At 70.4% G+C, this 22,605-nt stretch carries 21 protein-coding genes and 1 riboswitch; of the genes, 4 read left to right on the top strand and 17 right to left on the bottom strand.

From position 1 onward, the window contains the following. Window positions 1-104: 104 nt before the first annotated feature. The 3 genes from ACZ6ZD_RS11315 to ACZ6ZD_RS11305 are packed head-to-tail and all read right to left on the bottom strand — an operon-like array spanning window position 105 to window position 2,543. Window positions 105-1,589, bottom strand: a complete 1,485-nt coding sequence (locus tag ACZ6ZD_RS11315) for a CYTH and CHAD domain-containing protein (RefSeq protein ID WP_465670774.1) — start codon at window positions 1,587-1,589, stop codon at window positions 105-107. A gap of 31 nt (window positions 1,590-1,620) precedes the next feature. Continuing rightward, window positions 1,621-1,764: a hypothetical protein gene (locus ACZ6ZD_RS11310; protein ID WP_465670772.1), complete on the bottom strand. Its 144-nt coding sequence runs from the start codon at window positions 1,762-1,764 to the stop codon at window positions 1,621-1,623. Next, window positions 1,761-2,543, bottom strand: coding sequence for a methyltransferase (locus ACZ6ZD_RS11305; RefSeq protein WP_465670770.1), 783 nt, complete (start codon window positions 2,541-2,543; stop codon window positions 1,761-1,763). Before ACZ6ZD_RS11305 ends, ACZ6ZD_RS11310 begins: the two co-directional genes overlap by 4 nt. A gap of 28 nt (window positions 2,544-2,571) precedes the next feature. Here ACZ6ZD_RS11305 and pdxR point away from each other — a divergent pair, with 28 nt between their 5' ends. Continuing rightward, the gene (gene pdxR, locus ACZ6ZD_RS11300) at window positions 2,572-4,035 is read left to right on the top strand and encodes a MocR-like pyridoxine biosynthesis transcription factor PdxR (RefSeq protein WP_465670768.1); all 1,464 of its coding nucleotides are present in this window, start codon (window positions 2,572-2,574) and stop codon (window positions 4,033-4,035) included. On the opposite strand, the gene ACZ6ZD_RS11295 is transcribed toward pdxR, so the two are convergent. The 6 genes from ACZ6ZD_RS11295 to ACZ6ZD_RS11270 form a co-directional block, all read right to left on the bottom strand. Then, the gene (locus ACZ6ZD_RS11295; protein ID WP_465670766.1) at window positions 4,032-4,826 is read right to left on the bottom strand and encodes an ABC transporter ATP-binding protein; all 795 of its coding nucleotides are present in this window, start codon (window positions 4,824-4,826) and stop codon (window positions 4,032-4,034) included. The two genes, pdxR and ACZ6ZD_RS11295, sit on opposite strands and share 4 nt — an antisense overlap. Before the next feature lies 1 nt (window position 4,827). Beyond that, window positions 4,828-5,826: a FecCD family ABC transporter permease gene (locus tag ACZ6ZD_RS11290; protein WP_465670764.1), complete on the bottom strand. Its 999-nt coding sequence runs from the start codon at window positions 5,824-5,826 to the stop codon at window positions 4,828-4,830. Window positions 5,827-5,846: 20 nt separating this feature from the next. Continuing rightward, on the bottom strand, window positions 5,847-6,851 hold the full coding sequence (locus tag ACZ6ZD_RS11285; RefSeq protein WP_465670762.1) for a FecCD family ABC transporter permease: 1,005 nt from the start codon (window positions 6,849-6,851) through the stop codon (window positions 5,847-5,849). Further along, a complete protein-coding gene (locus ACZ6ZD_RS11280; RefSeq protein ID WP_465670760.1) occupies window positions 6,848-7,873 on the bottom strand; it encodes an ABC transporter substrate-binding protein in 1,026 nt (341 codons plus the stop codon). The genes ACZ6ZD_RS11285 and ACZ6ZD_RS11280 overlap by 4 nt, the downstream gene beginning before the upstream one ends. Before the next feature lie 23 nt (window positions 7,874-7,896). Beyond that, window positions 7,897-8,075: riboswitch (cobalamin riboswitch) on the bottom strand. 32 nt (window positions 8,076-8,107) lie between these two features. Continuing rightward, window positions 8,108-9,052, bottom strand: a complete 945-nt coding sequence (locus tag ACZ6ZD_RS11275) for a hypothetical protein (RefSeq protein ID WP_465670758.1) — start codon at window positions 9,050-9,052, stop codon at window positions 8,108-8,110. A gap of 13 nt (window positions 9,053-9,065) precedes the next feature. Beyond that, on the bottom strand, window positions 9,066-10,367 hold the full coding sequence (locus ACZ6ZD_RS11270; protein WP_465670756.1) for an MFS transporter: 1,302 nt from the start codon (window positions 10,365-10,367) through the stop codon (window positions 9,066-9,068). Window positions 10,368-10,492: 125 nt separating this feature from the next. Here ACZ6ZD_RS11270 and ACZ6ZD_RS11265 point away from each other — a divergent pair, with 125 nt between their 5' ends. Continuing rightward, window positions 10,493-11,290 (top strand): hypothetical protein, encoded by a 798-nt coding sequence (locus ACZ6ZD_RS11265; RefSeq protein WP_465670754.1) that lies wholly within the window; start codon window positions 10,493-10,495, stop codon window positions 11,288-11,290. 139 nt (window positions 11,291-11,429) lie between these two features. Here the strand turns inward: ACZ6ZD_RS11265 and ACZ6ZD_RS11260 are convergent, their stop codons facing one another. Then, on the bottom strand, window positions 11,430-11,771 hold the full coding sequence (locus ACZ6ZD_RS11260; RefSeq protein WP_465670752.1) for a sterol carrier family protein: 342 nt from the start codon (window positions 11,769-11,771) through the stop codon (window positions 11,430-11,432). An 82-nt stretch (window positions 11,772-11,853) separates the two neighbouring features. Here ACZ6ZD_RS11260 and ACZ6ZD_RS11255 point away from each other — a divergent pair, with 82 nt between their 5' ends. Continuing rightward, the gene (locus tag ACZ6ZD_RS11255; protein ID WP_465670750.1) at window positions 11,854-12,474 is read left to right on the top strand and encodes a hypothetical protein; all 621 of its coding nucleotides are present in this window, start codon (window positions 11,854-11,856) and stop codon (window positions 12,472-12,474) included. A 3-nt stretch (window positions 12,475-12,477) separates the two neighbouring features. Here the strand turns inward: ACZ6ZD_RS11255 and ACZ6ZD_RS11250 are convergent, their stop codons facing one another. The 7 genes from ACZ6ZD_RS11250 to ACZ6ZD_RS11220 form a co-directional block, all read right to left on the bottom strand. After that, window positions 12,478-14,019: an alpha/beta hydrolase gene (locus ACZ6ZD_RS11250; protein ID WP_465670748.1), complete on the bottom strand. Its 1,542-nt coding sequence runs from the start codon at window positions 14,017-14,019 to the stop codon at window positions 12,478-12,480. Then, on the bottom strand, window positions 14,016-14,990 hold the full coding sequence (locus ACZ6ZD_RS11245; protein ID WP_465672679.1) for a PSP1 domain-containing protein: 975 nt from the start codon (window positions 14,988-14,990) through the stop codon (window positions 14,016-14,018). Before ACZ6ZD_RS11245 ends, ACZ6ZD_RS11250 begins: the two co-directional genes overlap by 4 nt. A 38-nt stretch (window positions 14,991-15,028) precedes the next feature. Next, entirely contained in the window at window positions 15,029-15,973 is a 945-nt protein-coding gene (locus ACZ6ZD_RS11240) for a DUF4190 domain-containing protein (RefSeq protein WP_465670746.1), read from the bottom strand. 15 nt (window positions 15,974-15,988) lie between these two features. Further along, the gene (locus ACZ6ZD_RS11235) at window positions 15,989-16,657 is read right to left on the bottom strand and encodes a DUF4190 domain-containing protein (RefSeq protein ID WP_465670744.1); all 669 of its coding nucleotides are present in this window, start codon (window positions 16,655-16,657) and stop codon (window positions 15,989-15,991) included. 128 nt (window positions 16,658-16,785) lie between these two features. Next, on the bottom strand, window positions 16,786-17,955 hold the full coding sequence (locus ACZ6ZD_RS11230; protein WP_465670742.1) for a DNA polymerase III subunit delta': 1,170 nt from the start codon (window positions 17,953-17,955) through the stop codon (window positions 16,786-16,788). Beyond that, window positions 17,939-19,936 (bottom strand): dTMP kinase, encoded by a 1,998-nt coding sequence (gene tmk, locus ACZ6ZD_RS11225; RefSeq protein WP_465670740.1) that lies wholly within the window; start codon window positions 19,934-19,936, stop codon window positions 17,939-17,941. The genes ACZ6ZD_RS11230 and tmk overlap by 17 nt, the downstream gene beginning before the upstream one ends. 10 nt (window positions 19,937-19,946) lie before the next feature. After that, the gene (locus ACZ6ZD_RS11220) at window positions 19,947-21,059 is read right to left on the bottom strand and encodes a pyridoxal phosphate-dependent aminotransferase (protein WP_465670738.1); all 1,113 of its coding nucleotides are present in this window, start codon (window positions 21,057-21,059) and stop codon (window positions 19,947-19,949) included. A 64-nt stretch (window positions 21,060-21,123) separates the two neighbouring features. Here ACZ6ZD_RS11220 and ACZ6ZD_RS11215 point away from each other — a divergent pair, with 64 nt between their 5' ends. Beyond that, complete coding sequence (locus tag ACZ6ZD_RS11215) at window positions 21,124-22,545, top strand: aminotransferase-like domain-containing protein (RefSeq protein ID WP_465670736.1); 1,422 nt, start codon at window positions 21,124-21,126, stop codon at window positions 22,543-22,545. The last annotated feature ends 60 nt before the right edge of the window (window positions 22,546-22,605 follow it).

Genomic DNA, 22,605 nt, shown 5'->3' with positions numbered 1-22,605 from the left:
CCTGTCAGGCAGGCCCTGCGATAGCTGGCGGACCTGCCTGGCAGCCCCAATCACCGCCCCCAGTAGGACCCGGTGCTCCCTGAAGCCGGGTCCTACTGTTGTGCTCAGAACTTGAGCTGCGGCCAGAGCGCGAAGAAGGCGTCGATGGACGCCTGGCCGCGCGCCTCCTGCAGGGCGTGCAGACGACCGAAGGTGAAGGCGTTGCCGCCGTCCAGATGGACCTGGACGCCGAGCTCGCGCAACAGCTCGCGGGAGACGACCGAGTCCTGGAAGTCGCCGAGGACCTCCTGCACCTCTTCGGCGCGCGTCGCCAGCGCCGTCGCCTCGTCACCCAGAACCGGGACGGCGGACTCCCCGGCGTACCGGAGTCGTTTCGCGGCCTTGCGCACCTCGTGCAGCTCGTGGTCACGCTCTTCGGGCGTCTCGGCGGCCTCGGCACGACGGACGGCCTTCCGCATCCGCTTCCAGTCGTGGTGCAGCAGGTCGGGCGCCTGCTTGACGGCCTTCTTGTCGTCGCCGGTGAGCGGCGGGTCGGCGAGGAGGTTGTCGAGCGCGTCGAGCAGGCGGAAGTACCGCTCACTCTCCAGCGCGGCCAGCGCGCCCGCGCGCCCCTCCTTGTAGACGCCGCGCAGGTGGTCGTCGATCCGGCCGGCGACGCGGCCCATGACCAGCTCGACCGGCTGCTCGGCGACCTCGGCCGCGAAATGGGCCCGCTGGACTTCGGCGTCCCGGGCAACGCCCAGCTCACCGGCCAGCCACTTCAGCTCGGCCCGCAGCGCGTCACCGGCTTCGCGGTCGACCACCGGCCGGTACGTCGCCAGCGCCGACCGTAGCCGCCGCGTCGCGACCCGGAACTTGTGGATGCCCTCGGGGGCGTCTCGGCGTACCTCGGGATCGCGCTGGCGGATCGCCTGCACCTGCTCGGCGGCGTACGCGCGGAACAGGTCGGAGGTCTTCGGCTTCGCCGGCAGCGCCCACTCGTCGAGCTTCGGGACGCGGTCGCCGAGGGCGCGCGCCAGCTTGCTCGGGCCGGAGGCGGGTGTCGCGCCGGCCGCCTGCAGGACGCCGTCCGCCGCCACGAGCAGCTCCTCCGAGCCGCCGACCAGCTCGACCTCCCACTCGCGCCAGCTCTCCGGCTCACCACCGGGTGTGGTCGCGGTGACGTGGTCGTCGGCCAGCTCGGCGACGACTGCGCCGTCCGCGTCGAGCAGCCGATGGACGACCCGCTTCGTCTTCAGCGTGACGACCGGGACGAGCGCGTTGTCGCGGACGTGCACCCGGACCGTGCGGACGACGGCAATCGGGACGCTCTTCGTCGATCGGCCGAGCGGGTGCTGCACCTCGAGCCGCGCGCCCGAAGACTTCGGGAACTTCACGTGCCAGCCGTCGTCCTCGCCACCGGTCCGCCGGCGCAGCGTCACCTTGTGCGCGGCCAGGTCGAGCTCGGCGGTGTCGTAGTAGACAGCCTCGAGATCGAGCTCGACCGGTTGCTCCACACTCGCCACCCCGGGCAGCTCGTGCAGCGCCGGGAGGCGGGTGGCCTCGGCGACGTCGTACTTGGTCTCGATCTCCAGCTGTTCGGTCGGCATGCCTCTTGTTTACCAGCAGTTCATGAACCGGTCAGCTGATCGCCCGCAGGTCGGCGAGCAGTCGCTCCAGATCCCGATCCGGGACGCCGTTGCCGGACGTCGTCCGCACCTGCCGCCGGTGATTGCGGCCCAACCCCCACGCGGTCAGCCCGAGCACCACCAACAGCCCGATCACGCCCGCGCCTCCGCCCGGAAGAACGTGTAGTGGAACGTGCCACCCGGCTCCGCGGCCCGCTCCAGCTCCCGGACGCCGCGCGCCCACTCCTCCGGCGTCCGCAGTCCCGCCGCGATCGCCCGCTCCCGCACCGACTCGACCATCGCCACGAACGTCTTCCGCGTGAACCCCACCACCAGCCCCGGCACCGTCTCATCCGCATAAACCACCCGCGGCTCGACCCGCACATCACTGAACCCGGCCGCCCGCAACAACGGCTGCAACCGCCGTCCGACCAACGCGTCCCCACCCGCCGCCGCCTGCAACTCCACCAAACAATCAATCACCCCCTGCGCCGCCCCACTCCACGGATGAAAGAACGCCGACCCGTGATCCCCTTCAATCACCGTGATCGCCGGCGCCAACCGACGAAGTCCGCGCAGAACCCCCACCGGATCAGCAAGGTGCTCGAGCACAAAACACACGAACACATGGTCAAACCGCTCCCCCTCCAACTCCCGCAAATCCCCACACCGCCACTCCACCCGCTGCGCCGCACCGACGCGGGCTTTGGCTTGGGTCAGGGACTGCTCGGACTGGTCGATGGCGACCAGGTGGATGTCGGGGTGGCGGGTGAGGAGCTGGACGGTTTGCGCGCCTACACCGCAGCCGGCTTCGAGGATGCGGGTGCCGGGTGGGAAGTGAAGGCCGTCGTGGAGGAGGTTGGCGAGGGTGTCGGCCTGGTCGGCGAGGCGGCGGGTTTCGGCGGCGGTGTAGCCGTGGACGTAGTCGGTTCTCATGGTTCCACGGTCGCGCGACAATGGTCCGGTGGACAGGTCCAATAGTGGGGCGAACGAGCAGTCCAAAGGGTCGGCCGACTTCCTCCAGCTGAACCCGGCGGAGGCACCCGCGGGCGGGCTCGCGGACTGGCTGACCGACCAGCTGCGCGCGGCGATCGCGGACGGACGGCTGCCGATCGGGAGCCGGTTACCCGCGAGCCGGCGGCTGTCCGACGAGTTGCACGTGTCCCGCGGCGTCGTCACCGAGGCCTACCAGCGCCTGACCGAGGACGGTCAGCTCGCGGGTCGCGGTCGCGCCGGCACGGTCGTTGTCGCGGCTCCCGCCGTCCCGCCGCGAGAGCGCCGCAGCTCGGTACCCGTGCCCGTCATCCACGCCCCCGGCCTCGACATCTTCGACACCCTCCGCGCGGCCCCCTGCCGGATCGACCTCACCCCCGGCGTACCCGACTTGGCCGCCTTCCCCCGCGCCGCCTGGCTGCGCGCCGAACGCGCCGTCCTCAACAACCTCGAAGCCACCGCCTTCGGGTACGGCGATCCGTCCGGTACGCCGGCCCTCCGGCGGGCCATCGCCACCTGGATCGCCCGCTACCGCGGCATCGCCGTCCACCCGGACGAGGTGATCGTCGTCGCCGGCGTCTCACAGGCGATCGGTCTGCTCGCCCAGCTCCTGCTCGGCCGCGGGATCACCGCGGTCGCCGTCGAGGACCCCGGCTCCCTGGGCTCCCGCCAGCACCTGCAGGAGTGGGGGCTGACGACGCCGCCGATCCCGGTCGACGACCGCGGCGTCCAGGTCGACGTCCTGCGGGAGTCGGGCGCGAAGGTCGTGATGGTGACGCCGGCACACCACTTCCCGACCGGCGTCGTCCTCGAAGGCGAACGCCGCCGCGACCTGCTGCGCTGGGCGGCTGACGGCGGGCTGATCTTCGAGGACGACTACGACGCCGAGCACCGCTACGACCGCCCGCCCGTCCCCGCCCTCCGCTCGATGCTCGCCGACCAGATCGTGTACGCCGGCAGCATCTCCAAACTCCTCGCGCCCGCCCTCCGCATCGGCTGGATGGTCCCGCCCGCGGCGTACCGCGACGAGCTCATCGCCCTCAAACGCCGAGCCGACCTCGGCAACGCCGGCCTCCCCCAGCTCACCCTCGCCCACCTCATGACCTCCGGCGACCTCGAACGCCAGCTCCGCTACGTCCACCGCCGCCACCGCACCCGCCGCGACGCCACCGTCGCCGCCATCACCAAACACTTGCCCACCGCAACCATCCACGGCGCCGCCGCCGGCCTCCACCTCACCATCACCTTGCCGCATCCCCTGGACGACGTCCACCTGGCCACCCGAGCCCTGGCCGCCGGCATCAAAGTTCACCCCCTCTCCTGGCACACCCAACTCCCCACCGCCCCCGGCCTCGTCCTCGGCTACGCCGCCCGAACCCCCACCGACCTCACCCAAGCCCTAACCACCCTCGCCGACCTCCTCCACGAGAGTTAGGGAGTTGGTGCTTGTTTGGGGATGGGGATTACCAGGGGGGTGGCGGTTTGGGGGTCGGGGACTATTTGGGCGGGGAGGTTGAAGACGGATTGGACGGTGGCGGGGGTGATGACTTGGGTGGGCGTGCCGGTGGCGGCTATGCGGCCGGCTTTGAGGGCGATCAGGTGGTCGGCGTAGCGGGCGGCGAGGTTGAGGTCGTGGAGGACGAGGACGACGGTTTTGCGGTGGTCGCGGTTGAGGGTGCGGACCAGGTCGAGGATTTCCAGCTGGTGGGCCAGGTCGAGGAAGGTGGTGGGTTCGTCGAGGAGCATGGTCTCGGCGTCCTGGGCGAGGGCCAGGGAGAGCCAGACGCGTTGGCGTTGGCCGCCGGAGAGTTCGTCGAGGGGGCGGTCGGCGAGGTCGGCGACGCCGGTGGCTTCGAGGGCGGCGGTGACGGCTTGTTCGTCGGCGGGTGACCACTGGCGGAACCACTTCTGGTGCGGGTGGCGGCCGCGGCCGACCAGGTCGGAGACGGTGATGCCGTCGGGGGCGACGGGTTGCTGGGGGAGCATGCCGAGGTGGGTGGCGAGTTTGGCGCCGGTGAGTTGGGAGAGGTCGGTGTCGTCGAGGTAGACGGTGCCGGCGCGGGGTTTGAGGAGCCGGGCCAGGCCGCGTAGGAGGGTGGATTTGCCGCTGGCGTTGGCGCCGACGATGACCGTGATCTGCTCGCGCGGGATCAGGACCGAGAGCTCGTGGACGACGGCGCGGCCGTCGTAGGCGAGAGTGAGAGTGTCGGCACGGAGTTCGGACATGTCAGCCTCCTCGGCCGATGCGGTTGGCACGAGCCATCAACACGAGCAAGTACGGCGCCCCGAGGAACGCCGTGATGACGCCGACCGGGAGCGCGGTCGGCGCGAAGATCTCCCGGGCGACCAGGTCGGACGCGACCACGAGCAACGCACCCAGCGCACCAGCGGCTAGCAACCCAGCGACCCGCTCCCGAACCAGCCGCCGCGCGAGCTGCGGCGCTACCAGCGCGACGAACGCCACCGGCCCGGCCACCGCGGTCGCCATCGCCGCCAGCGCGACCCCGATCGCAATCAGCAGCGCCCGCGACAACTCAACCCGCCCGGCCAACGTCCGCGCCAAGTCATCGCCCAACTCCAGCAACCGCAGCTGCCGCGCCGAAGCCAAGGCCACCGGTAACAACACCACCAGAGCAACCCCGATCACCCAAGCATGCGACCACGTCCGCCCAGCCAGGCTCCCGGCCAACCACTGCGAAGCACTCTTCGCCGCATAGATATCCGCCAGCGTCAGCAAGTACGCCGTCGCCGACGAAATGATCGCCGTCACGCCGATCCCCACCAGCACCAGCCGATATCCGGAGACCCCGCCCCGATACGCCAACAGATAAACAGCAATTGCCGACAGCAACGATCCCGCCAGCGCTCCGGCCGGGATCCAGCCACTCCCGAACACCGTGATCATCAGGACGGCGGCCAACGCGGCCCCGGCGTTCACCCCGATCAGATCCGGGCTCACCAACGGATTCCGCGCCAGCCGCTGGAAAATCGCCCCCGACACCGCGAACGCCGTACCGACGCCGATCCCGACCAGCACCCGCGGCAGCCGGTTGTTCACGATGATGTCGTTCAGGATCAGCGTCCCGTGTCCGGCCAACGTGTCGAGCACCACCGGCAACGGAATCCGGTAGTCCCCCACCGTCAACGACACCGCGCCCACCACCAACGTGAGCACCCACGCGACGATCGATCCCACCAAACTCGCGACATCCACCCGAGTGGACACGGGCCCTACCCGCACGGTTCTCACAGTTCCGCCGTACGCCGACGCCGGACCAGCGCGATGAACAACGGCGCCCCGATCAGCGCCGTGATGATCCCCACCTGCAACTCCGCCGGCCGAACCACCACGCGCCCAACCACGTCCGCCAGCAGCAACAGAGCCGGCGCCAGCACCATCGACCACGGCAGAATCCACCGATAGTCCGCCCCTACCAGGCTACGCGCCACATGCGGTACGGCGAGACCCACGAACCCGATCGGCCCCGCGATCGCCGTCGCCGTCCCCGCCAGCACCATCACCGCCAGCCCGGCCACGACCCGCACCAGCAGCACCCGAGTCCCCAACGACTGCGCCAGCTCGTCCCCCAACGCGAGCTGGTTCAACGACCGCCCCAGCACCAAGGCCAACAAGATGCCCACCGCAACAAACGGCACTGCCTGCGTGACCACCGGCCCGGACGCCATCGTCAGCGATCCGACCACCCAGAACCGGAACTCGTTCAACGTCGACAGATCCGTCAGCGTGATCGCCGACGTCACCGACCCGAGCAGCGCCGAGATCGCCGCACCCGCCAAGGCCAGCTTCACCGGCGTCGCACCGCCCCGCCCGATCGCGCCGACCAGATAGACCACGACGGTCGCCACCAACGCGCCACCCATCGCGAACCACACGTACGCCGTCAGACTCGTCACCCCGAGGACGCCGATCGCCCCGACCACCGCCACCGCCGCACCGGCGTTCACCCCGAGAATGCCCGGATCCGCCAGCGGATTCCGGGTCACGCCCTGCATCAGCGCGCCCGCCAAACCGAGCGCCACCCCGACCAGCAGACCCGCGACGGTCCGCGGCACCCGCAGATACCGGATCACCCGATCGTTGTCGCTGCCGCTGAAATCCGCGAGGGCCAGATAGACGTCATGCGCGCCGAACCATTGGTTGCCGACGCTGAGCGACAGCAGCACGGCCACCGCGAGGACTCCACAGCACAACAGCAGCCCGGCCGCTCGCCAGCCGCCGCCCTTGATCATTTGAACAGGTCGGCGTGAATGGTCTTGGCGATGTCCTCGGTCGTGTAAGCGCCGCGCACCCCGGCGGAGTGGTTCGCGAACAGCCACGGCACCACGTGCTTGTTCCGCACCGCCTTCAGGTTCTGGTACGCCGGATTCGCCAGAATCCGAGCCACCTCTTGCTGCGAGGACGCCGGCGTCAGCGCGGCATCGCAGCACCCGCTGATCAGGATGTAGTCCGGGTTGCGCTTGATCAGCTCCTCGACGCCGACCTTCACGTTCCGCTTCGACGTCAGGTCCGCGAAGGCGTTCACCCCGCCGGCCTGCTTGATCAGCACGGTCCCGAAGTCCGGACCGCCGGACACCGTCAGCCCGCCGCCTTCCATCCCCGGCCGCAGGATCGCGACCGTCGGCTTCGGCGCGTCCTTGACCTTCGCCGCGACCGCCGCGATGCGCTTCTCCTGATCGGCGATCACCTGCTCCGCGCGCTCCGAGACCCCGAACAGCTTGCCCAGGTCGCGCAGATCGGCGTACACGTTGTTCATCGAGACGCTGGCCGGGTCGATCGCCTCGTCGCCCTTGCCGTCGGCGGTCGGGCAGAGCGGGCTGAAGATCCAGGTCCGGACGCCGAGGTCGGACAGGCTCTTCCGGCTACCGAAGCTCTCGTCGCTACCGCCGCCGGCGCTGAACACGTCGTTGAACCCCGAGAGCACGAAGTCCGGGTTCGCGGCGAGCAGCTCCTCACGGCTGGGCAGATTCTTGTAGTACTTCGCCTTGGACTGCGCATCGGCGTACTCCGGCAGCACCTCGGAGTCCAGGTACGCCGTACCGACCAGGCGGTCCGAGATCCCCAGCGCGTGGGCCATCTCGATCGCGGGCTGGTACGCCGCGAACACCCGCTTCGGCGGGCCGTCGACGGTGACGTCGATCCCGCAGTTCTTCACAGTCGTCGCGCCCGGGCCAGGGGCGTCGGCAGTCGCCGAACTGCCACACCCGGCCACCAGACCCAGCAACACAACCGACATGACGGATGTACGCAGCACGGAACCGCTCCTCCAGCACCTCGTGGACGGATCATGCCGTGGCCGGTCTCCTGGCTGACGGGACTGCGTTCACCGACCTGGTCTTCCCAGCAAGCACCAGTGACCTCCCCGAAGGGAACGGTCGGTCAACTCCCGATCACAGTGGCGAGGGCCGCGCCGGTACCGCACCGGCTTCCCGTACACCACGGCGGCGCCACAGTAACACCCGCGACGCGGTCGCACGCCGAAGTGTGGTCAGCGGTACAACCGGGCTACTGCCAACGCCAGCTGGGTCATCGCGTCCGGGTCCACCGCGCGGGCCGGCAGCGGCACCAGATCGACCAACTTGTCCTCGCCGAACCGGATGCTGGTCCGCCCGGTAGCGGAGTCGACGTACGCCTCCTCGCCGAGCGGGATGGTTTGCGCGGTCGGCAGCTTCCGGAAGGCAGTCATCAGCGCTATCGCCTGCGATGTACGCCGAGCCGACGTCGTCAGCACGCCGTTCGTGGACACCCAGCCGCAGACCAGGTCGCCACGCTCGTTCTCGCCGTCCCGCCGGTACGTCGCCTGCGCACCCATGACCTTGGCCACGGCCGCAGTCCCACGCTCGCAGCCGTCCCGGACGATCATCGGCTCCGGATCCGGCACGCCCGGCACCTGCCGGACGACGTCCTGCGCGAGGACGACGTACTGCGCCAGCGTCGCCTTGGGCCCAGCGACCTTGTAGAGCCGCCCCCGGAACAGGAACACCACGGACGTCGCGGTCCCGAAACCGCCTTCGCCGACGGCCGCGGGCTGCCCCTTCAACGCCTTCTGCTGCTGAGCCAACGTCGACTTCGTCGCCAGCTGCAGCGACACCCCGACCCGCAGGACCGGCCCGTTCGGCAGCTGGCTCAGCTGGAGCTGACAGACGTCGTACGTGATCGGTACGCCGAACTCGGCCGGCACCGGCTTCGGCTGGATCTCCACCAGCGGCACCGAGAGCGTCGACTGCACCAGCGCCTGATCCATCCGCACGCAGAGCGTGTCGGCAACCTTCGCGGACGGCGGCGTCGACGGAGTCTCAGTCGGAGTCTGGCTCGGCGTCGTCGGCACCGACACCAGCGGCGGCACGCTCGGCGCCGTCTCCTGGCCAGGGCCACCACAGCCAGCGGCGACCACTGCGAGCAACACGAACGGAACTGCCGGACGGATACGCATGGTGCAACAAAGCCTACGCTTCGTTCGCCTCTCCGGCGGCGCGCAGCTCGCGTTCCCGGACGGCGTGCTCGTCGGTGCGCGCGTCGTACCGCCAGAAGTCGCGTAAGGCAGCAGCAGTGGCAGCGACTCCGGCGACGCAGAGGATGCCGCCGCTGACGATCGACGTCCGCACGGTGGTCAGGTCAGCGACCAGACCGGACCGGCTCTGGCCGCCCAGCGGGCCGAGCATGTAGGAGAGCATCTCGATGCCGGCCAGTCGACCGCGCATCTCGTCCGGAATCGTCTGGTTCCAGATCACCGACCGGAAGAGGCCGGACACCATGTCGGACGCGCCGGCCAGCGCCAGGAAGACCAGCGCGAACCAGATGTTCGGCGCCAGCCCGGCGATGCCGATCGCCGCACCCCAACAGATCGCTGCCAGCACGACTGCTCGGCCGTGGTGATGAACGCGCTGCGTCCAGCCGCTGCTCAGCGTCGCCAGCAACGCGCCGACCGCCTCCGCGCTGTAGAGCAGCCCGAGCAGCTTCGGCTGTTTCAGCACCTCGGTCGCGAACGCCGGGAACAGCACGATCGGCATCGCCATGAACATCCCGACCATGTCGACGACGTAAGTCCCGAGCAGATCCTTCCGGCGGGCGGCGTACTGGATGCCCTGCCCGATCACCCGTAACGACGGTGGTTGCGAATGCTCCCCGACGCGGTAGGGCTTGAGGCCCATGTACAACACGGTGGCGATCGCGAGCGCGACCAGCTCGATCCCGAACGCCCAGACCACGCCGGCCGTGCCGATCAGGACGCCGCCGAGCGCGGGACCGACCAGCTGACCGGCCTGCAGCGTCAACGCGTTCAGCGCGACGGCCGCGGGCAGCTCGGCATGCTTGACCACGCGGGGGAACAGCGCGTCCCGGCTCGGCCGCTGCAGGGAGGCGGCGATCGCGTTCAGCGCGCCGCAGACGTAGATCACCCAGAGCTGCGGATCGGCCAGCAGCGCGTTCGCGAGCAGGACGGCGCAGACGACGACCTGCGCGAGACCGGTGCCGATCAGCATCTTCCGCCGGTCGACGTGATCGGCGAGCGCGCCGCCGTACAGGCCGAAAACGACCAGCGGGACGATGTTGACCAGGCCCATCGCGCCGACGGCGAAGTTGGACTGGGTCAGCGAATAGACCTGGTAGGGCAGCGCGACGTAGCCGAACATCGCGCCCAGGAAGAAGATCGAGCCCGAGACCACCAGGATCCGGAAGTCACGGGAACCACGCCACGGAGTCAGATCGACACGCAGCCGGGCCAGCCGCGCTCGGAAACTTGCTGCCACTGGCACATAGTGTCAGTTCGATCGTGCTAAAACGAACCCTTTTGTCTCTACGGTGGAACCGATTGGTTGCCCTCGGCGTCAATCCACCTGACTGTCGGTACCAGCTTTGAAGACGGAGAAACCGGATGATCTCGACCAAGTCGGCACGCACCAAGGTGTTCGCCACGCTCGTCGCGGGGGCGGCCGCCGCCGGCGCCACCCTGCTCGCGCCCGTGGCCGCGCAGGCCGCACCCACCGCGACCACGGCCCCGGCCACCGTCGCCGCGGCCTCGGACACCTTGAAGCCCGGCATGAAGCTGAAGGCCGGCCAGTACATCTTGTCCAAGGACAAGCGGTACAAGTTCATCATGCAAGGTGACGGCAACGCGGTGCTCTACGCGGGGAAGACCGCGCTGTGGTCGACCGCGACCAACCGCAAGGCGTCCGTCCTGGTGATGCAGAAGAACGGCGACCTGCAGGTCGTCTCCGGCAAGACCGCCGTCTGGCGGAGCAACACCGGGACCAGCGCGAACGCGCGCCTCGTCGTCCAGAACGACAAGAACCTGGTGATCTACAACACCCGGAACAAGCCGAACTGGTCGCGCTACATGGTGGTCGGCACGCTCGGCGCCGGCCGGCTGCTGAAGCACCCGGAGTACATGACCTCGGTGAACCGCACCTACCGGGTGTACATGCAGGGTGACGGCAACCTGGTCCTGGTCAAGGGCAAGACCCCGCTGTGGAGCACCCGGACGCAGAGCAAGGGCGCGTTCGCGGCCATGCAGGCCGACGGCAACCTGGTCGTCTACAGCGCCGCCAAGAAGGCGATCTGGTCGAGCAAGACCAACCGCAAGGGCTCGGTCCTGGTGCTGCAGAACACCGGCGACCTGCAGATCGTGAACGGCCGCTCCGTCGTCTGGCGGACCAACACCGCCGGTCGCTGACCGAGTCGCTGATACCGGTCGGCCCGGAATCTTTTCGATTTTCTTCGAATAGTGAACTTTTCGGGCCGGCCGAGCGTCTCTATCTGTAGCCGCGGCACCCGGGGCGGGGTGTCGCGGCCCCTTTCTGTCCGGTAAGTAATCACTCGGTGACGAGCGGCAACCAGCCGCTCAGATCCGTGCGCTCCCCACTCGCGCGGAGCTTCCCGGAGTCGCGCGCGGCCGGCCAATCGGTCCGGCCCAGCGCCAGCTCGATCCACAGCTCGGCCGGCATCTCCACGACCGCGCCCGGCGTCCCGCGGGTGTGCCGCGGCCCCTCGATGCACTGGACGGCGCCGTACGGCGGCACCCGGACCTCGACCGCGTGGCCGGGGGCCTTGGCGACCAGCAGCTTGAGCAGCTCCTTGGTCAGCAGTTTCAGGTCGGCGCGCTCGGCCGTCCCGGCGTCGTAGCGCCGCAGGGCCTGCTCGAAGGGCGTGGTCACGACGTGCCAGCGTACGCGCCGATTGTGGTGACGCCCCCTTCGTGGACGATAATCAGGGGCGAGACAGGGAAGCGAGGTCGGGATGCTCACGCCCAGGCACCAGGCGCTGCTGATGACACTGGCGGGGATGACCGTCGGTGTTGCGGTCTTCGGCACCGTGCTGGCCATCAACGGCAACCGCGACGACGGCGATCGGGCCACCGATACCGTCACGAGTCAGCCCACCACGACGCCGACACCCCGCGGCGACGGTCTGCAGGCCGGCAGCCTGCAGTACGCGGCGCAGACGTTCGGCACCCAGAAGGACCCGGTCACCAGCGAGATCCCGACGGGCTGGCGGTCCGCCCAGGACGGCACCCGCCCGCGCTACCTGGATCCGACCGGCGTCTGGCAGATCCGCTTCGACACCCGCGGCAGCAGCAAGTCGCCCGACCGCCAGGTCAGCGACCGCGAGCGGAGCATCCAGGAGCAGCAGCTGACCGTGCTCAGCCGCGACAACGGCACCCTGGTCTACACCTACGTCGACAAGACCCGCGGCCCGCGGATGGGCCTGTCCCGCTGGATCTCCACCGACAACGGCGAGAGCTCGGCGGTCGAGATCACCGTCGGCGGCCGCCCGCAGGACGAGGCCGGCCTGCGCGCCGTCCTCGAGCGCGCGACGTCGTCCCTCAAACTCGCCGACGCCGACTATCGCCCCAGCTGACCCTCAGCACTTGATGTCGGCGGCCGGGGCGACGCCCTGGAGCAGGTAGGTCTCGACGGCCTGGTCGACACAGGAGTTGCCGGCCTTGTAGCCGGTGTGGCCGTCGCCGTCCCGGGAGATCAGTACGCCGCTCTCGAGCTGCTCGGCGAGACCGACGGACCACTCGTACGGCGTCGCCGGGTCCCGCGTCGTCCCGACGACGACGATCGGCTTGGCACCGGCCGCCTTGATCGGGTGCGGCTTGTCCTCGGCCTTGACCGGCCAGTTCATACAGGGCAGCGAACCCCAGAGCAGGTACGCGCCGAACCGGGGCGACTCGGCGGTGAACTCGGCCGCCTCGCTCTTGGCCTGGGCCAGCGAGGTGATGTCCGGACGATCCACGCAGTTGACCGCGTAGATGACCTCGCCGCCATTGTTCGCGTAACCGGAGCTGGTGCGGTCGGTGTACTCGTCGGCGAGCGCGAGCAAGCGCGCGCCCTTGCCGTTCAGCCCGTCGACCACGGCGTCCTCGAGCCGCGGCCAGGACTCCTTGACGTACAGCGGGTAGATCACCCCCAGCACGGCCACCGCCTGCGTCACCTGCCGGTTGTCGTCCCCCGGGAGCGGCTGGGCGTCGGTGTCGGCGAGCAGCTTGTCGACCTGCGCGAGGACGTCGGCCTTCGACTTACCCAGGCGGCACTCGCGCTGCGCGCAGTCCTCGGCGAAGGCATCCAGCGCGGTGTCGAACCCCTTCGCCTGGGCGAGGTTGTTCTCCGCGGAGGTCTTGGCCGGGTCGACGGCGCCGTCCAGCACCAGCCGGCCGACGTTCTTCGGGAACAGCTCGGCGTACGTCGCGCCGAGGTAGGTGCCGTAGGACATGCCGAGGTAGTTCAGCTGGGCGTCGCCGACGATGCCGCGCAGGACGTCGATATCGCGCGCGGCGTCCTTGGTGCCGACATGCGGCAGGAGCTCACCGGAGCGCTGCTGGCAACCGTTCGCGAGGATCTTGGCCTGGTCGTTCAGCGCGGTGATCTCGGCCTCGTCGTCCGGGCTACCGTCGGTCGCGATGAACTTGTCCAGCTGCTCGGTGTCCAGGCAGCGGACCGGCGTCGACTGCCCGACGCCGCGCGGATCCCAGCCGATCACGTCAAACTTGCGCAGCAGACTCGCGCCGAGCACGAACCCGGCCGCCTCCGCGAAGTCCACCCCGGAGCCGCCCGGACCGCCCGGGTTGATGAACAGCGTCCCGATCCGGCCGCCGCGATCCTTGGCCAGCACCTTCCGGGCCCGGAGCTCGATCGTCTTCCCGGCGGGCTGCTTGTAATCCAGCGGCACGGTGATCGTCGCGCACTGCTGGCCGCTGCCGCAGCGCTCCCAATCCGGCTTCTGCTGGTAGAACTGCTCCAACCCAGCCGGAATCGGCCCCACCGGCCCGGACGACGGCTTCGGCCCACCGCCGGTGGTGCTCCCACCGCGATCGGCGTCCTGCGCCCGGCTCGCCACGCCACATCCACTCACCAGCACCGCAAGGGCAGCCAGTACCACGGTCGTCCTGCGGGCTTTCACTGCTCGGGGTCTCCCTCGTCGGTGTTCAGGCGACGCCGGCGGCGGGGTTTGCGCTGCCGGCGTTCTTCCTTGGTCTCCGGCTCGTCGGTCGCGACCTCGGCCCGGGGCTGGATCTCGACCTCGACCGGGGCGGCGTCGGGCGTCGTCGTACTGGAGGCCTCGTACTGCTGCCGGGGCGAGCAGACGTCGGCCCGGCTACAGGCGCAGCGCCGCCCGGACGCCGCCAGCCGGACGACGACCGTGTCACTCGGCACGTTGTGGCCGACCACCACTCCATCACCCGCGGGGGTCTCCACCGCGGTGCCGACGGCCGGGGCCTTGGCGTTGAACTCCTGGTAGAGCGGGTGCTCGTACTTCAGGCAGCACATCAGCCGGCCGCAGGCGCCGGAGATCTTCAGCGGGTTCAGCGGCAGGTCCTGGTCCTTCGCCATCCGGACGCTGACCGGCTCGAAGTCCTTGAGGAAGGTCGCGCAGCACAGGTCGCGCCCGCACGGCCCGATCCCGCCCTGCAGCCGCGCCTCGTCCCGCGCGCCGACCTGGCGCAACTCGATCCGGGCCCGCAGGCCGCGGGCCAGCTCCCGGACGAGCTCGCGGAAGTCGACCCGGTGCGGCGCGGAGAAGTACACGATCACCAGCTGGTCGACGTCGGCCCGCCGGTCGACGAAGTCGATCCCGACCACCTTCATCGGCAGGTCGTGCTGCCGGATCAGCCGCTTCGCGATCACCCGGGCGTCGGCCCGGCGTTCGCGGTTCTGCTCGTCGCGATCCAGATCGGCGGCGCTGGCGATCCCCGCGCACTCCGGCAGCCCGCCGACCTCTTCGGTCACGTACTGCGGCGCCCAGACGCACTCGGCGACCTCGGGGCCGTCGTCGGTCGGGACCAGCACCTTCTCCCCGACGCGCGGACGATGCGGGCCGGGGTCCAGGTAGTAGAGCCGCCCGTAGCGCTCGAACGACACCGCCATCACCATGCCCACGCGGCCAGCGTACTTGCCGCGCCCGGGATCGATCAGCGTTTGGTGCCCTTGACCGACCCGATCAGCCGGTTGCCGGACTCCGGACCGTACGCCGTACAGACGACCAGCCGGTCGTGATCGCGTTCCCAGAGCCGCTTCGTCGGCGTCCACCAGGCCAGGTCCAGCTCGGACTTGTCGGCGGTCTTCCCGACGTACGTCGCGAACTCGTCGGCGCAGCGAACCTTGCCGAGCCGGTCGACCTCGGAGTCACCGGGGTACGGGCCGTCCGGCAGAGTCACGTTCGAGATGACCTCGCCGTCGTGCGGGTGGGCGCAGTCCTGCCGGATGGCCTCGCCGTCCTCGTCACCGTCGTCGTAGCACTCGCCGACGGCCAGCGAGTCGACGTACGTACCGGAGGAGCCGGAGCCGGGCAGCGGCGCGCCGTACGGGTCGTCGGCGCTGGAGCTGAAGACGGCGATCAGCGTGAACAGCAGCCCGTAGCCGAGCGTGAGGATCGCGCCCGAGACGATGCCGGTGATCGCCAGCCCCTTACCGGTCTCGGTCGGCCGCTTCCGCAGCTGGATCAGCGCGGCGATCCCGAAGCCGACGCCGAACGGCGCCGAGATCATCGTCGCCAGCCCGCCGAGCCCACAGGCGATCGAGGCGATCGCCATCGGATTGGTCTTCGTGACGCCCTGCGCCGGGTAGCCGTAGCCGTACGCCGCCGGGTACGCCTGCTGCGGCGGGACGCCGTACTGCGGCTGCGGCGGCCCAGACTGATACGGCCCGGGCTGGTACGGCGGGGCGGGCTGGTACGGCGGCAGCGCGGGCTGCGGGTAGGCCGACGGTGGCGGCTGAGGCGGTGCCGGCTGGCCGGGCGCGGCCCAGCCGGAGGGCTGCTGCGGCGCGGGCGGCTGCTCCGGCCGGCCGTACGTCGGGAACGCCGACGGCTGGTCCTGCGGACGACCGGGGTCCGGTCCGTAGGGCGGTTGAGTCACGACTTCCCCCAGTTTCTACCGCTGCGATCCGCGCATACTGCCGGTCAGCTTCTTCCCCGGCATCCCGACCAGGCACAACACGTTGCCGTCAGCAACAGCACGATTTTCCTGGACGACGTAGTACATGTCCAGCTCGGAATCCTCGTACGGGGTGCCGATGAACTCCCGGAACGCGGTCGCGCACTGCTGGGTGGCGATCGTCTGCGTCGCTTCGGCGTCCTTCCCGGCCACCTCCGCGCCGACGGTCGCGTAGGCCTCACCGGTGTGCGGGCTCGCACAGTGCGCGATCCGGACCTGACGCAGCGTCTCGGTCTCCAGATCAGCGTCGAAACAACGGCCGACCTCGACCCGCGCGATCGGCACGGTCTCGCCGACTCCGGACCGGATCCGGTCGGCCAGGCCGAGCGCCACGGCGACCGAGGTCATGATCACCCAGCACAGGCTGATCACGAGTGCGCCGTACGCGAACCGCTTGCCGCGGCCGCCGGTGCGCTTGATCCGGCGTAACGCGATCCCGGCCAGCACCACCGCGATCGGCACCAGCCCGGGCAGACTCGTCACCAGCGCCGCCACGGCGTACCGGTCCTGCCGCTGCTGCGCCGGCGTCGGCACCCCGGCCAGCCAGGACTCCGCGGACGGGAGCGCCGGCCGCGCAGGCTGGATCGGAGGGGGCGGCTGCGTCATCGAGTCTTCGGGTCCGTTCGGCGTTCCTGCCGAGCGGTCTGCTTTGCCCGGACACACGGACATCGCGCGGATCGCCGCCGGTGTTACACCGGCCGCCCAGCCATCGGACGGCCGTCTCGCGGGTTGAACTAGCCTTCGAAGAGTGAGATCGCCATCGCTTCCAGTGCGATCAGCGGGGCGACGTTGGTCTCGATCGCCTCCCGGCAGCCGGCGATCGCGTCGATCCGGTGGATCGTCTGCTCGGGTGTCGTCCGCGCGGCGAACTGCTCGATCGGGCGGCTCAGCTCGCCGTTGATCAGCTCGGTGCCGGCCTGGGTCTGGATGACCAGGACGTCGCGGTAGAGCGCCATCAGATCGACCAGTGACCGGTCGAGCACATCGCGTTCCCAGCGCTTGGCGCGCGCCTTCTGCTGGTCCTCGAGTTCTTTGATCGCGGCGCCGGCCTCCCGCGGCCGGGCGCCCTTGGTGCCGACGCCGAGCGCCTGCTCGAGGGCGAGCCGCTCCTTCTCGTCGACCTTCTCCGCGCTGGCCTTGGCCTCGGTCTTGGCCGCTTCGACGAGCTGCTGCGCAGCCTTCAGGCAGGCGCCGATATCGCGCAGCGCGAACGGCACCTCCAGCACCTTCGCCCGCCGCGACCGCACCTCCTCGTCCCGCGCCAGCGCGCGGGCCCGGCCGATGTGACCCTGCGCGGCGCGGGCGGCGAACCCGGCCAGCTCCGCGTCGATCCCGAGCTTGCCGACCAGCATCTCCGCGACCGCGGCCACCGGCGGCGTCCGCAGCACGAGCAGCCGGCAACGCGAGCGGATGGTCGGGACGACGTCCTCGACGGTCGGCGCGCAGAGCACCCAGACCGTCCGCGGCGCGGGCTCCTCGATGCTCTTCAGCAGCGCATCGGCCGCCTGCTCGGTGAGCCGGTCGGCGTCCTCGATGACCATCACCTGCCAGCGGCCCTGGGTCGGGCTCATCGCCGCCCGGCGGACCAGCTCGCGAATCTCGCTGACCCGGATCGACAGCAGCTCGGTGCGGATCAGCGACACATCCGGATGGGCGCCGCTGAGCGTCGTCCGGCAGTCGTTGCACTCGCCGCAGCCGTTGTCCGGGCACTGCAGCGCGGCCGCGAAAGCCCGGCCCGCGTTCGATCGGCCCGAGCCCGGCGGCCCGGTGATCAGCCACGCATGGGTCATCCCCGCGACCGCGGCGCCGGACTCACCGCGCAGCACGGCGGCCGCGCCGTCCACTGCCTTCCGCAGGACGGCGACGGCCGGCTCCTGACCGACGAGGTCATCCCAAACCGTCATTGGCCACCTTCGGGAGAATGGGGGTCAGGCGGGCGCGGATCTGTTGGGCGATCGCCTCGCGGTCCTGGGCGGCGTCCAGGACGAGGTAGTGCTGGGGCTCGGCGGCGGCCAGCTCCAGGAACGCCGTCCGGACGCGCTCGTGGAAGTCGGGCGCCTGGGCCTCGATCCGGTCCCGCTCCTCGAAGCGGCCGAGGCCGCTCTTCGGCGGCAGGTCGAGCAGGATCGTCAAGTTCGGCCGGAGGTCGTCGGTGGCCCAGCGGTTCACCCGCTCGACGTCGGACAGCTCCAGATCGCGACCCGAGCCCTGGTAGGCGAGCGCGGAGTCGACGTACCGGTCGGTGATCACGACGGCGCCGGCCTTGAGCGCGGGTTTGATGACGGAGTCGACATGCTCGGCCTTGTCGGCGGCGTAGATCAGCGCCTCGGCCCGGTGCGAGATGTCGCCGGTCGCGGGATCGAGGACGATCTGCCGCAGCTTCTGCCCGAGCTCGGTCGCGCCCGGCTCGCGGGTCAGCAGCACCTGCTGGCCCTGCTCCCGCAGCCAGCCGACCAGCAGCGCGGACTGCGTCGACTTGCCCGCGCCCTCACCGCCTTCGAGCGCGATGAACAACCCGGTCGTCGGGTAGACGCCGGGCGTCTTGCCGAAGCTGCGCCGCAGATCGCGCCAGAACGGGACGCCGGGCCGGTCGTCCATCTGCCGCCAGGCGAGCAACCCGATCACCCCGGCGACGATCGCGGCGATCAGCATCGTCATCGAGGCGCCGTTGTAGGTGACCGAGCGGTCGCTGATCGTGAACGTGTTCCGGCCGATGGCGCCCGCGACGAACGGCGCGATCGCCAGCGTCACGGCCAGCACCGTACGGACGGCGGACTGCACGAAGGCGAACGTCCGGCCGCGAACGGCGTCCGGCACCTCGAGCCCGAGCAGCGTGTAACCGGACACCCAGGACGCCCCCGCGTTGAAACCGAGCAGGATCGCGATCATCGTCGCGATCTCCAGCTGCTGGATCAATGCGAGCCCGGCCAGACAGATCCCGGAGCCGACCAGACCGGCCGCGAACAACCGTCGCCGGGATAGGCCGGAGAAGATCCGCGGCGCGAACCCCATCCCGAGCGCGAGCCCGCCGAAGACCGCGCCGAACAGGACGCCGTACCCCGGATCGCCGGCGCCGAGATCCTCGACGTACGTCCGGCCGAGGCCGATCACCACCGCGCCGGCCGCGAACGCGCCGGAGATCCCGACCACCAGCCCGCGGACGACCGGCGTCCCGGTCACGTACGACCAGCCCTCGACCATCGTCCGCCACAGCGTCGGGTGTTCCTCGTGCTCGTGGACGGCCTTGCCGATCTCGGCCACCGACACGATCGCCAGGCCGGAGATCAGGAAGGTCGCGGCGTTCACGTAGACGGCCAGGTCGATCGCGAAGTCACCGGCGAAATGCGAGATCAGCGTGATCGTGGTGAAGATCGCGGCGGCCGGCAGCGCCGTCCCGTAGGTCGTGATCAGGCTGATCTGGTTGGCCGCCTCGAGCCGGTGCCGGGGCACCAGGTTCGGCACGCTGGCGTCCTTGGCCGGACCCCAGACCAGGCTGACGATCTCGATCAGCACGGTCGCGACCAGCACCCAGGTGAGGGTGCCGACGATCGGGATGCTGACGAAGAACGCCGCCCGGATCAGGTCGCCGACGATCATCGTCGCGCGCCGGTCCAGCCGATCGGCGATCCAGCCGGCCACCGGGCCCATCACCAGCGCGGGCAGCACCCGCAGGAACAGCACGCCGCCGATGGCGAAGTTCGCCGCCTGGTAGTCGTCCCCAGCGAAGGACTTCGCCATCGCGGTCAGCGCCAGCAGCCCGATCCAGTCGCCCAGGCTGGACAGCCCGAACGCGATCCAGAGCCGCCGGAACGCCCGGATCCGCAGCACCGCGCGCACGTCGTGCGCCGGTGCAGGGTCGGTCAACGGGTCATATACCTCCGGCACGCCGCCAAGACTAGTCGGGTGCTACGACAGCTCTGTGCAGTGCGGTGGTCAGGGCCTCCAACGCGGCCTTGAGTTCGACCGGGGGCGGGTAGCCGAAGCCGAGCCGGAAGACGCGCGGCTCGTCGGTGAACCAGGCGCCGTCGGCCAGCCGGACGCCGAGCTCGGCCGCGGCACTCCGGAAGCGATCGAGGTCGAGCTGCGGCCGCAACCGGATGCTGCACAGGGCACCGGCGTCGGGCCGGACCCACTCGACCAGCTCGGCGTTGGCCCGCACCCAGTCCGCGGTCGTCGCGAGCCCGTCGGCCAGCCGCTGGCGGCGTTCGGCCAGGATCCCCTCCTGCAGCTCGAACACCCGGACGGCGAGGGCCTCGGTCAACGGCGATCCGCTGACCACCGTGCTGAACTTGGCCGTCGTCAGTCGCTCGACGAGCTCGGGATCCGTGCTGATCACCCAGCCGACCCGCAGCCCGGCGGAGCCGTGACACTTCGACAGCGACGCCGTGGCCACCACCTTCGGTCCGAGGACCAACGCGGACGGCGCGACCGCGTCATCGCCGTACGCCGCGACCCGGTAGGTGTCGTCGACCAGAAGCACCGCCTCCGGGCAGACCTCAGCCATCGCCGCGGTGATCTCCTGCAGTACCGCGAGCGGGACTGCGACACCGGACGGGTTCTGCGGGCTGGCCAGGCTGACCAGCTTGGTGTCCGGGGTGAGCCGCGTGCGGACGTCGTCCGTCCGGATCTGGTAGCCGCTGTCGAAGGACAACGGGACCACCTGGACGTCCGCACCGATCGTCTCGCAGACGTTGCGGGCCAAGGGGAACAGCGGCGCGGTGGTGACGACCTGGCTGCCGGGATCGGCGAGCAGGAAGGACAGCAGGAAGATCGCGTGCTGCGCGCCGATCGTCACCACGACCTGGTCGGGTTCGACGTCGTACTGCGCGGCGATCGCGGCTCGCAGCGCCGGGTCGCCCTGCGCGGTGCCGTAGCCGAGCGGCAGGTCGCTCAGCTCCGGTGTCAGCAGGTCCGCCAGCCGGAGCTCGGGGCCGTAACTCTCGCCGAGGTCGAAGCGCGGATGGATCTCGGACAGGGACTGCAGCGGGTTCGCGGGAAAGGTGGCCATGTCCTTCATCGTCTGGGCCGAAGGGTGGCGGTCCCAGAGCCAATCCGGCAGAATTGGTTTGCCGATGAGACCAATCGAGTTGTGCGATCGCCTCGGCCGCTGGTCGTCCGGCCGCGGCCCGCTGTACGTGCTGCTCGCGGCCCGGATGCGACAGCTGATCGACGACGGCGAGCTGCCGCCCGGCGTCCTGCTACCGCCTGACCGCACGTTGGCCGAGGCTTTGGCGGTCGGCCGGACGACGGTCGTCGCGGCGTACGATCTGCTGCGTTCTGAGGGCCGGATCACCCGCCGCCAGGGCAGTGGCACCCGCGTCGCCGGGACGCCGACCGGCGCGGACGACGATGCGCCCGCCGATCCGATCTTCCTGGGCTCACTGGAGACGCGGGACGACGGCGTCCTGCTTGCGATCTGCGCAGCGCCGGGCGAACCACCGCCGGAGCTGGCCGAGGCGTACGCGCGGATGATCCCGGAGCTGGGCCGGATCACTGGCGACATCGGGTACTACCCGTACGGGCACCTGTCGCTGCGGGCAGCGATTGCGGAGCGGTACACGCGGCTCGGCGTACCGACGGTTGCGGAGCAGGTGCTGGTGACGAACGGCGGGCAGCAGGCGTTGTCGCTACTCGCGCACGCGCTGGTTTCGCCGGGTGATCAGGTGCTGGCGGAGGCGCCGACGTTTCCGGGTGCATTGGAGGTGTTCCGGGAGGAGGGCGCCGTACTGCGGGGGCTGCCGGTCGGGTTGGCCGGCTTCGAGGCTGTGTGTCGGGAGCGGCGTCCGGCGTTGGCTTATGTGATTCCGACGTACCACAACCCGACTGGCGCGGTGCTGCCACGCTTGGACCGGCAGCGGCTGGCACGCGCCGCGGCCGCGGCCGACGTCCCGCTGATCGAGGATGAGGTCCCGGCCGACCTCGGGTTCCCGGGGCAACCGCGGCCGACCCCGCTGGCGGCGTACGGGTCGTCAGTCATCTCGGTCGGCTCGTTGAGCAAGAGCATCTGGGGCGGTCTCCGGGTCGGCTGGGTCCGCGCTGCGGCGCCCTTCATCACTCGCCTCGCCCGCCTCCGCGCCGTCCACGACCTGGGCGGCAACATCCCCGCCCAGCTAGCGGCCGCACACCTAGTCCCCCAGCTGGATTCCCTGGACGTCGGCGCCACACTTCAAGCCCGCCACGCCCACCTGACCGCGCTCCTGGCCCAGCACCTCCCCAGCTGGACCTACCCGAGCATCCAAGGCGGCCAAGTCCTCTGGATCCAGCTCCCGCACGGCGACGGCAACTCCTTCGCCCAAACCGCGCTCCGACACAGCATCGCCGTCCTCCCCGGCGCCGGCCTCGACCTCACCGGCGCCAGCGCCACCCACATCCGCCTCCACTTCCACACGCCGACCGCGACCCTCACCGAGTCGGTCCGCCGCCTGACCACCGCCTGGCAGGCCTACCAAGCCCCCACGTTCCGCCCGCCCACCCGCCCGGTCATCGCCATCTGACCCGTACGGACGAACGGGTATTAGTCGGCCCGCGCCGGCCCCGCTCCACCTGATCGAGCG

It is taken from the genome of Kribbella sp. NPDC104218 (assembly GCF_055584105.1).
Note: the sequence above shows the minus strand (reverse complement) of the source record. Positions and strands in the feature narration are given on the sequence as shown.

Excerpts from the sequence above, each read along its gene's own strand:
- ACZ6ZD_RS11315 (WP_465670774.1), bottom strand. The coding sequence starts at position 1,589 with ATGCCGACCGAACAGCTGGAGATCGAGACCAAGTACGACGTCGCCGAG.
- ACZ6ZD_RS11305 (WP_465670770.1), bottom strand. The coding sequence starts at position 2,543 with ATGAGAACCGACTACGTCCACGGCTACACCGCCGCCGAAACCCGCCGC.
- ACZ6ZD_RS11295 (WP_465670766.1), bottom strand. The coding sequence starts at position 4,826 with ATGTCCGAACTCCGTGCCGACACTCTCACTCTCGCCTACGACGGCCGC.
- ACZ6ZD_RS11285 (WP_465670762.1), bottom strand. The coding sequence starts at position 6,851 with ATGATCAAGGGCGGCGGCTGGCGAGCGGCCGGGCTGCTGTTGTGCTGT.
- ACZ6ZD_RS11275 (WP_465670758.1), bottom strand. The coding sequence starts at position 9,052 with ATGCGTATCCGTCCGGCAGTTCCGTTCGTGTTGCTCGCAGTGGTCGCC.
- ACZ6ZD_RS11265 (WP_465670754.1), top strand. The coding sequence starts at position 10,493 with ATGATCTCGACCAAGTCGGCACGCACCAAGGTGTTCGCCACGCTCGTC.
- ACZ6ZD_RS11255 (WP_465670750.1), top strand. The coding sequence starts at position 11,854 with ATGCTCACGCCCAGGCACCAGGCGCTGCTGATGACACTGGCGGGGATG.
- ACZ6ZD_RS11245 (WP_465672679.1), bottom strand. The coding sequence starts at position 14,990 with ATGGTGATGGCGGTGTCGTTCGAGCGCTACGGGCGGCTCTACTACCTG.
- ACZ6ZD_RS11235 (WP_465670744.1), bottom strand. The coding sequence starts at position 16,657 with ATGACGCAGCCGCCCCCTCCGATCCAGCCTGCGCGGCCGGCGCTCCCG.
- ACZ6ZD_RS11230 (WP_465670742.1), bottom strand. The coding sequence starts at position 17,955 with ATGACGGTTTGGGATGACCTCGTCGGTCAGGAGCCGGCCGTCGCCGTC.
- ACZ6ZD_RS11220 (WP_465670738.1), bottom strand. The coding sequence starts at position 21,059 with ATGGCCACCTTTCCCGCGAACCCGCTGCAGTCCCTGTCCGAGATCCAT.
- ACZ6ZD_RS11215 (WP_465670736.1), top strand. The coding sequence starts at position 21,124 with ATGAGACCAATCGAGTTGTGCGATCGCCTCGGCCGCTGGTCGTCCGGC.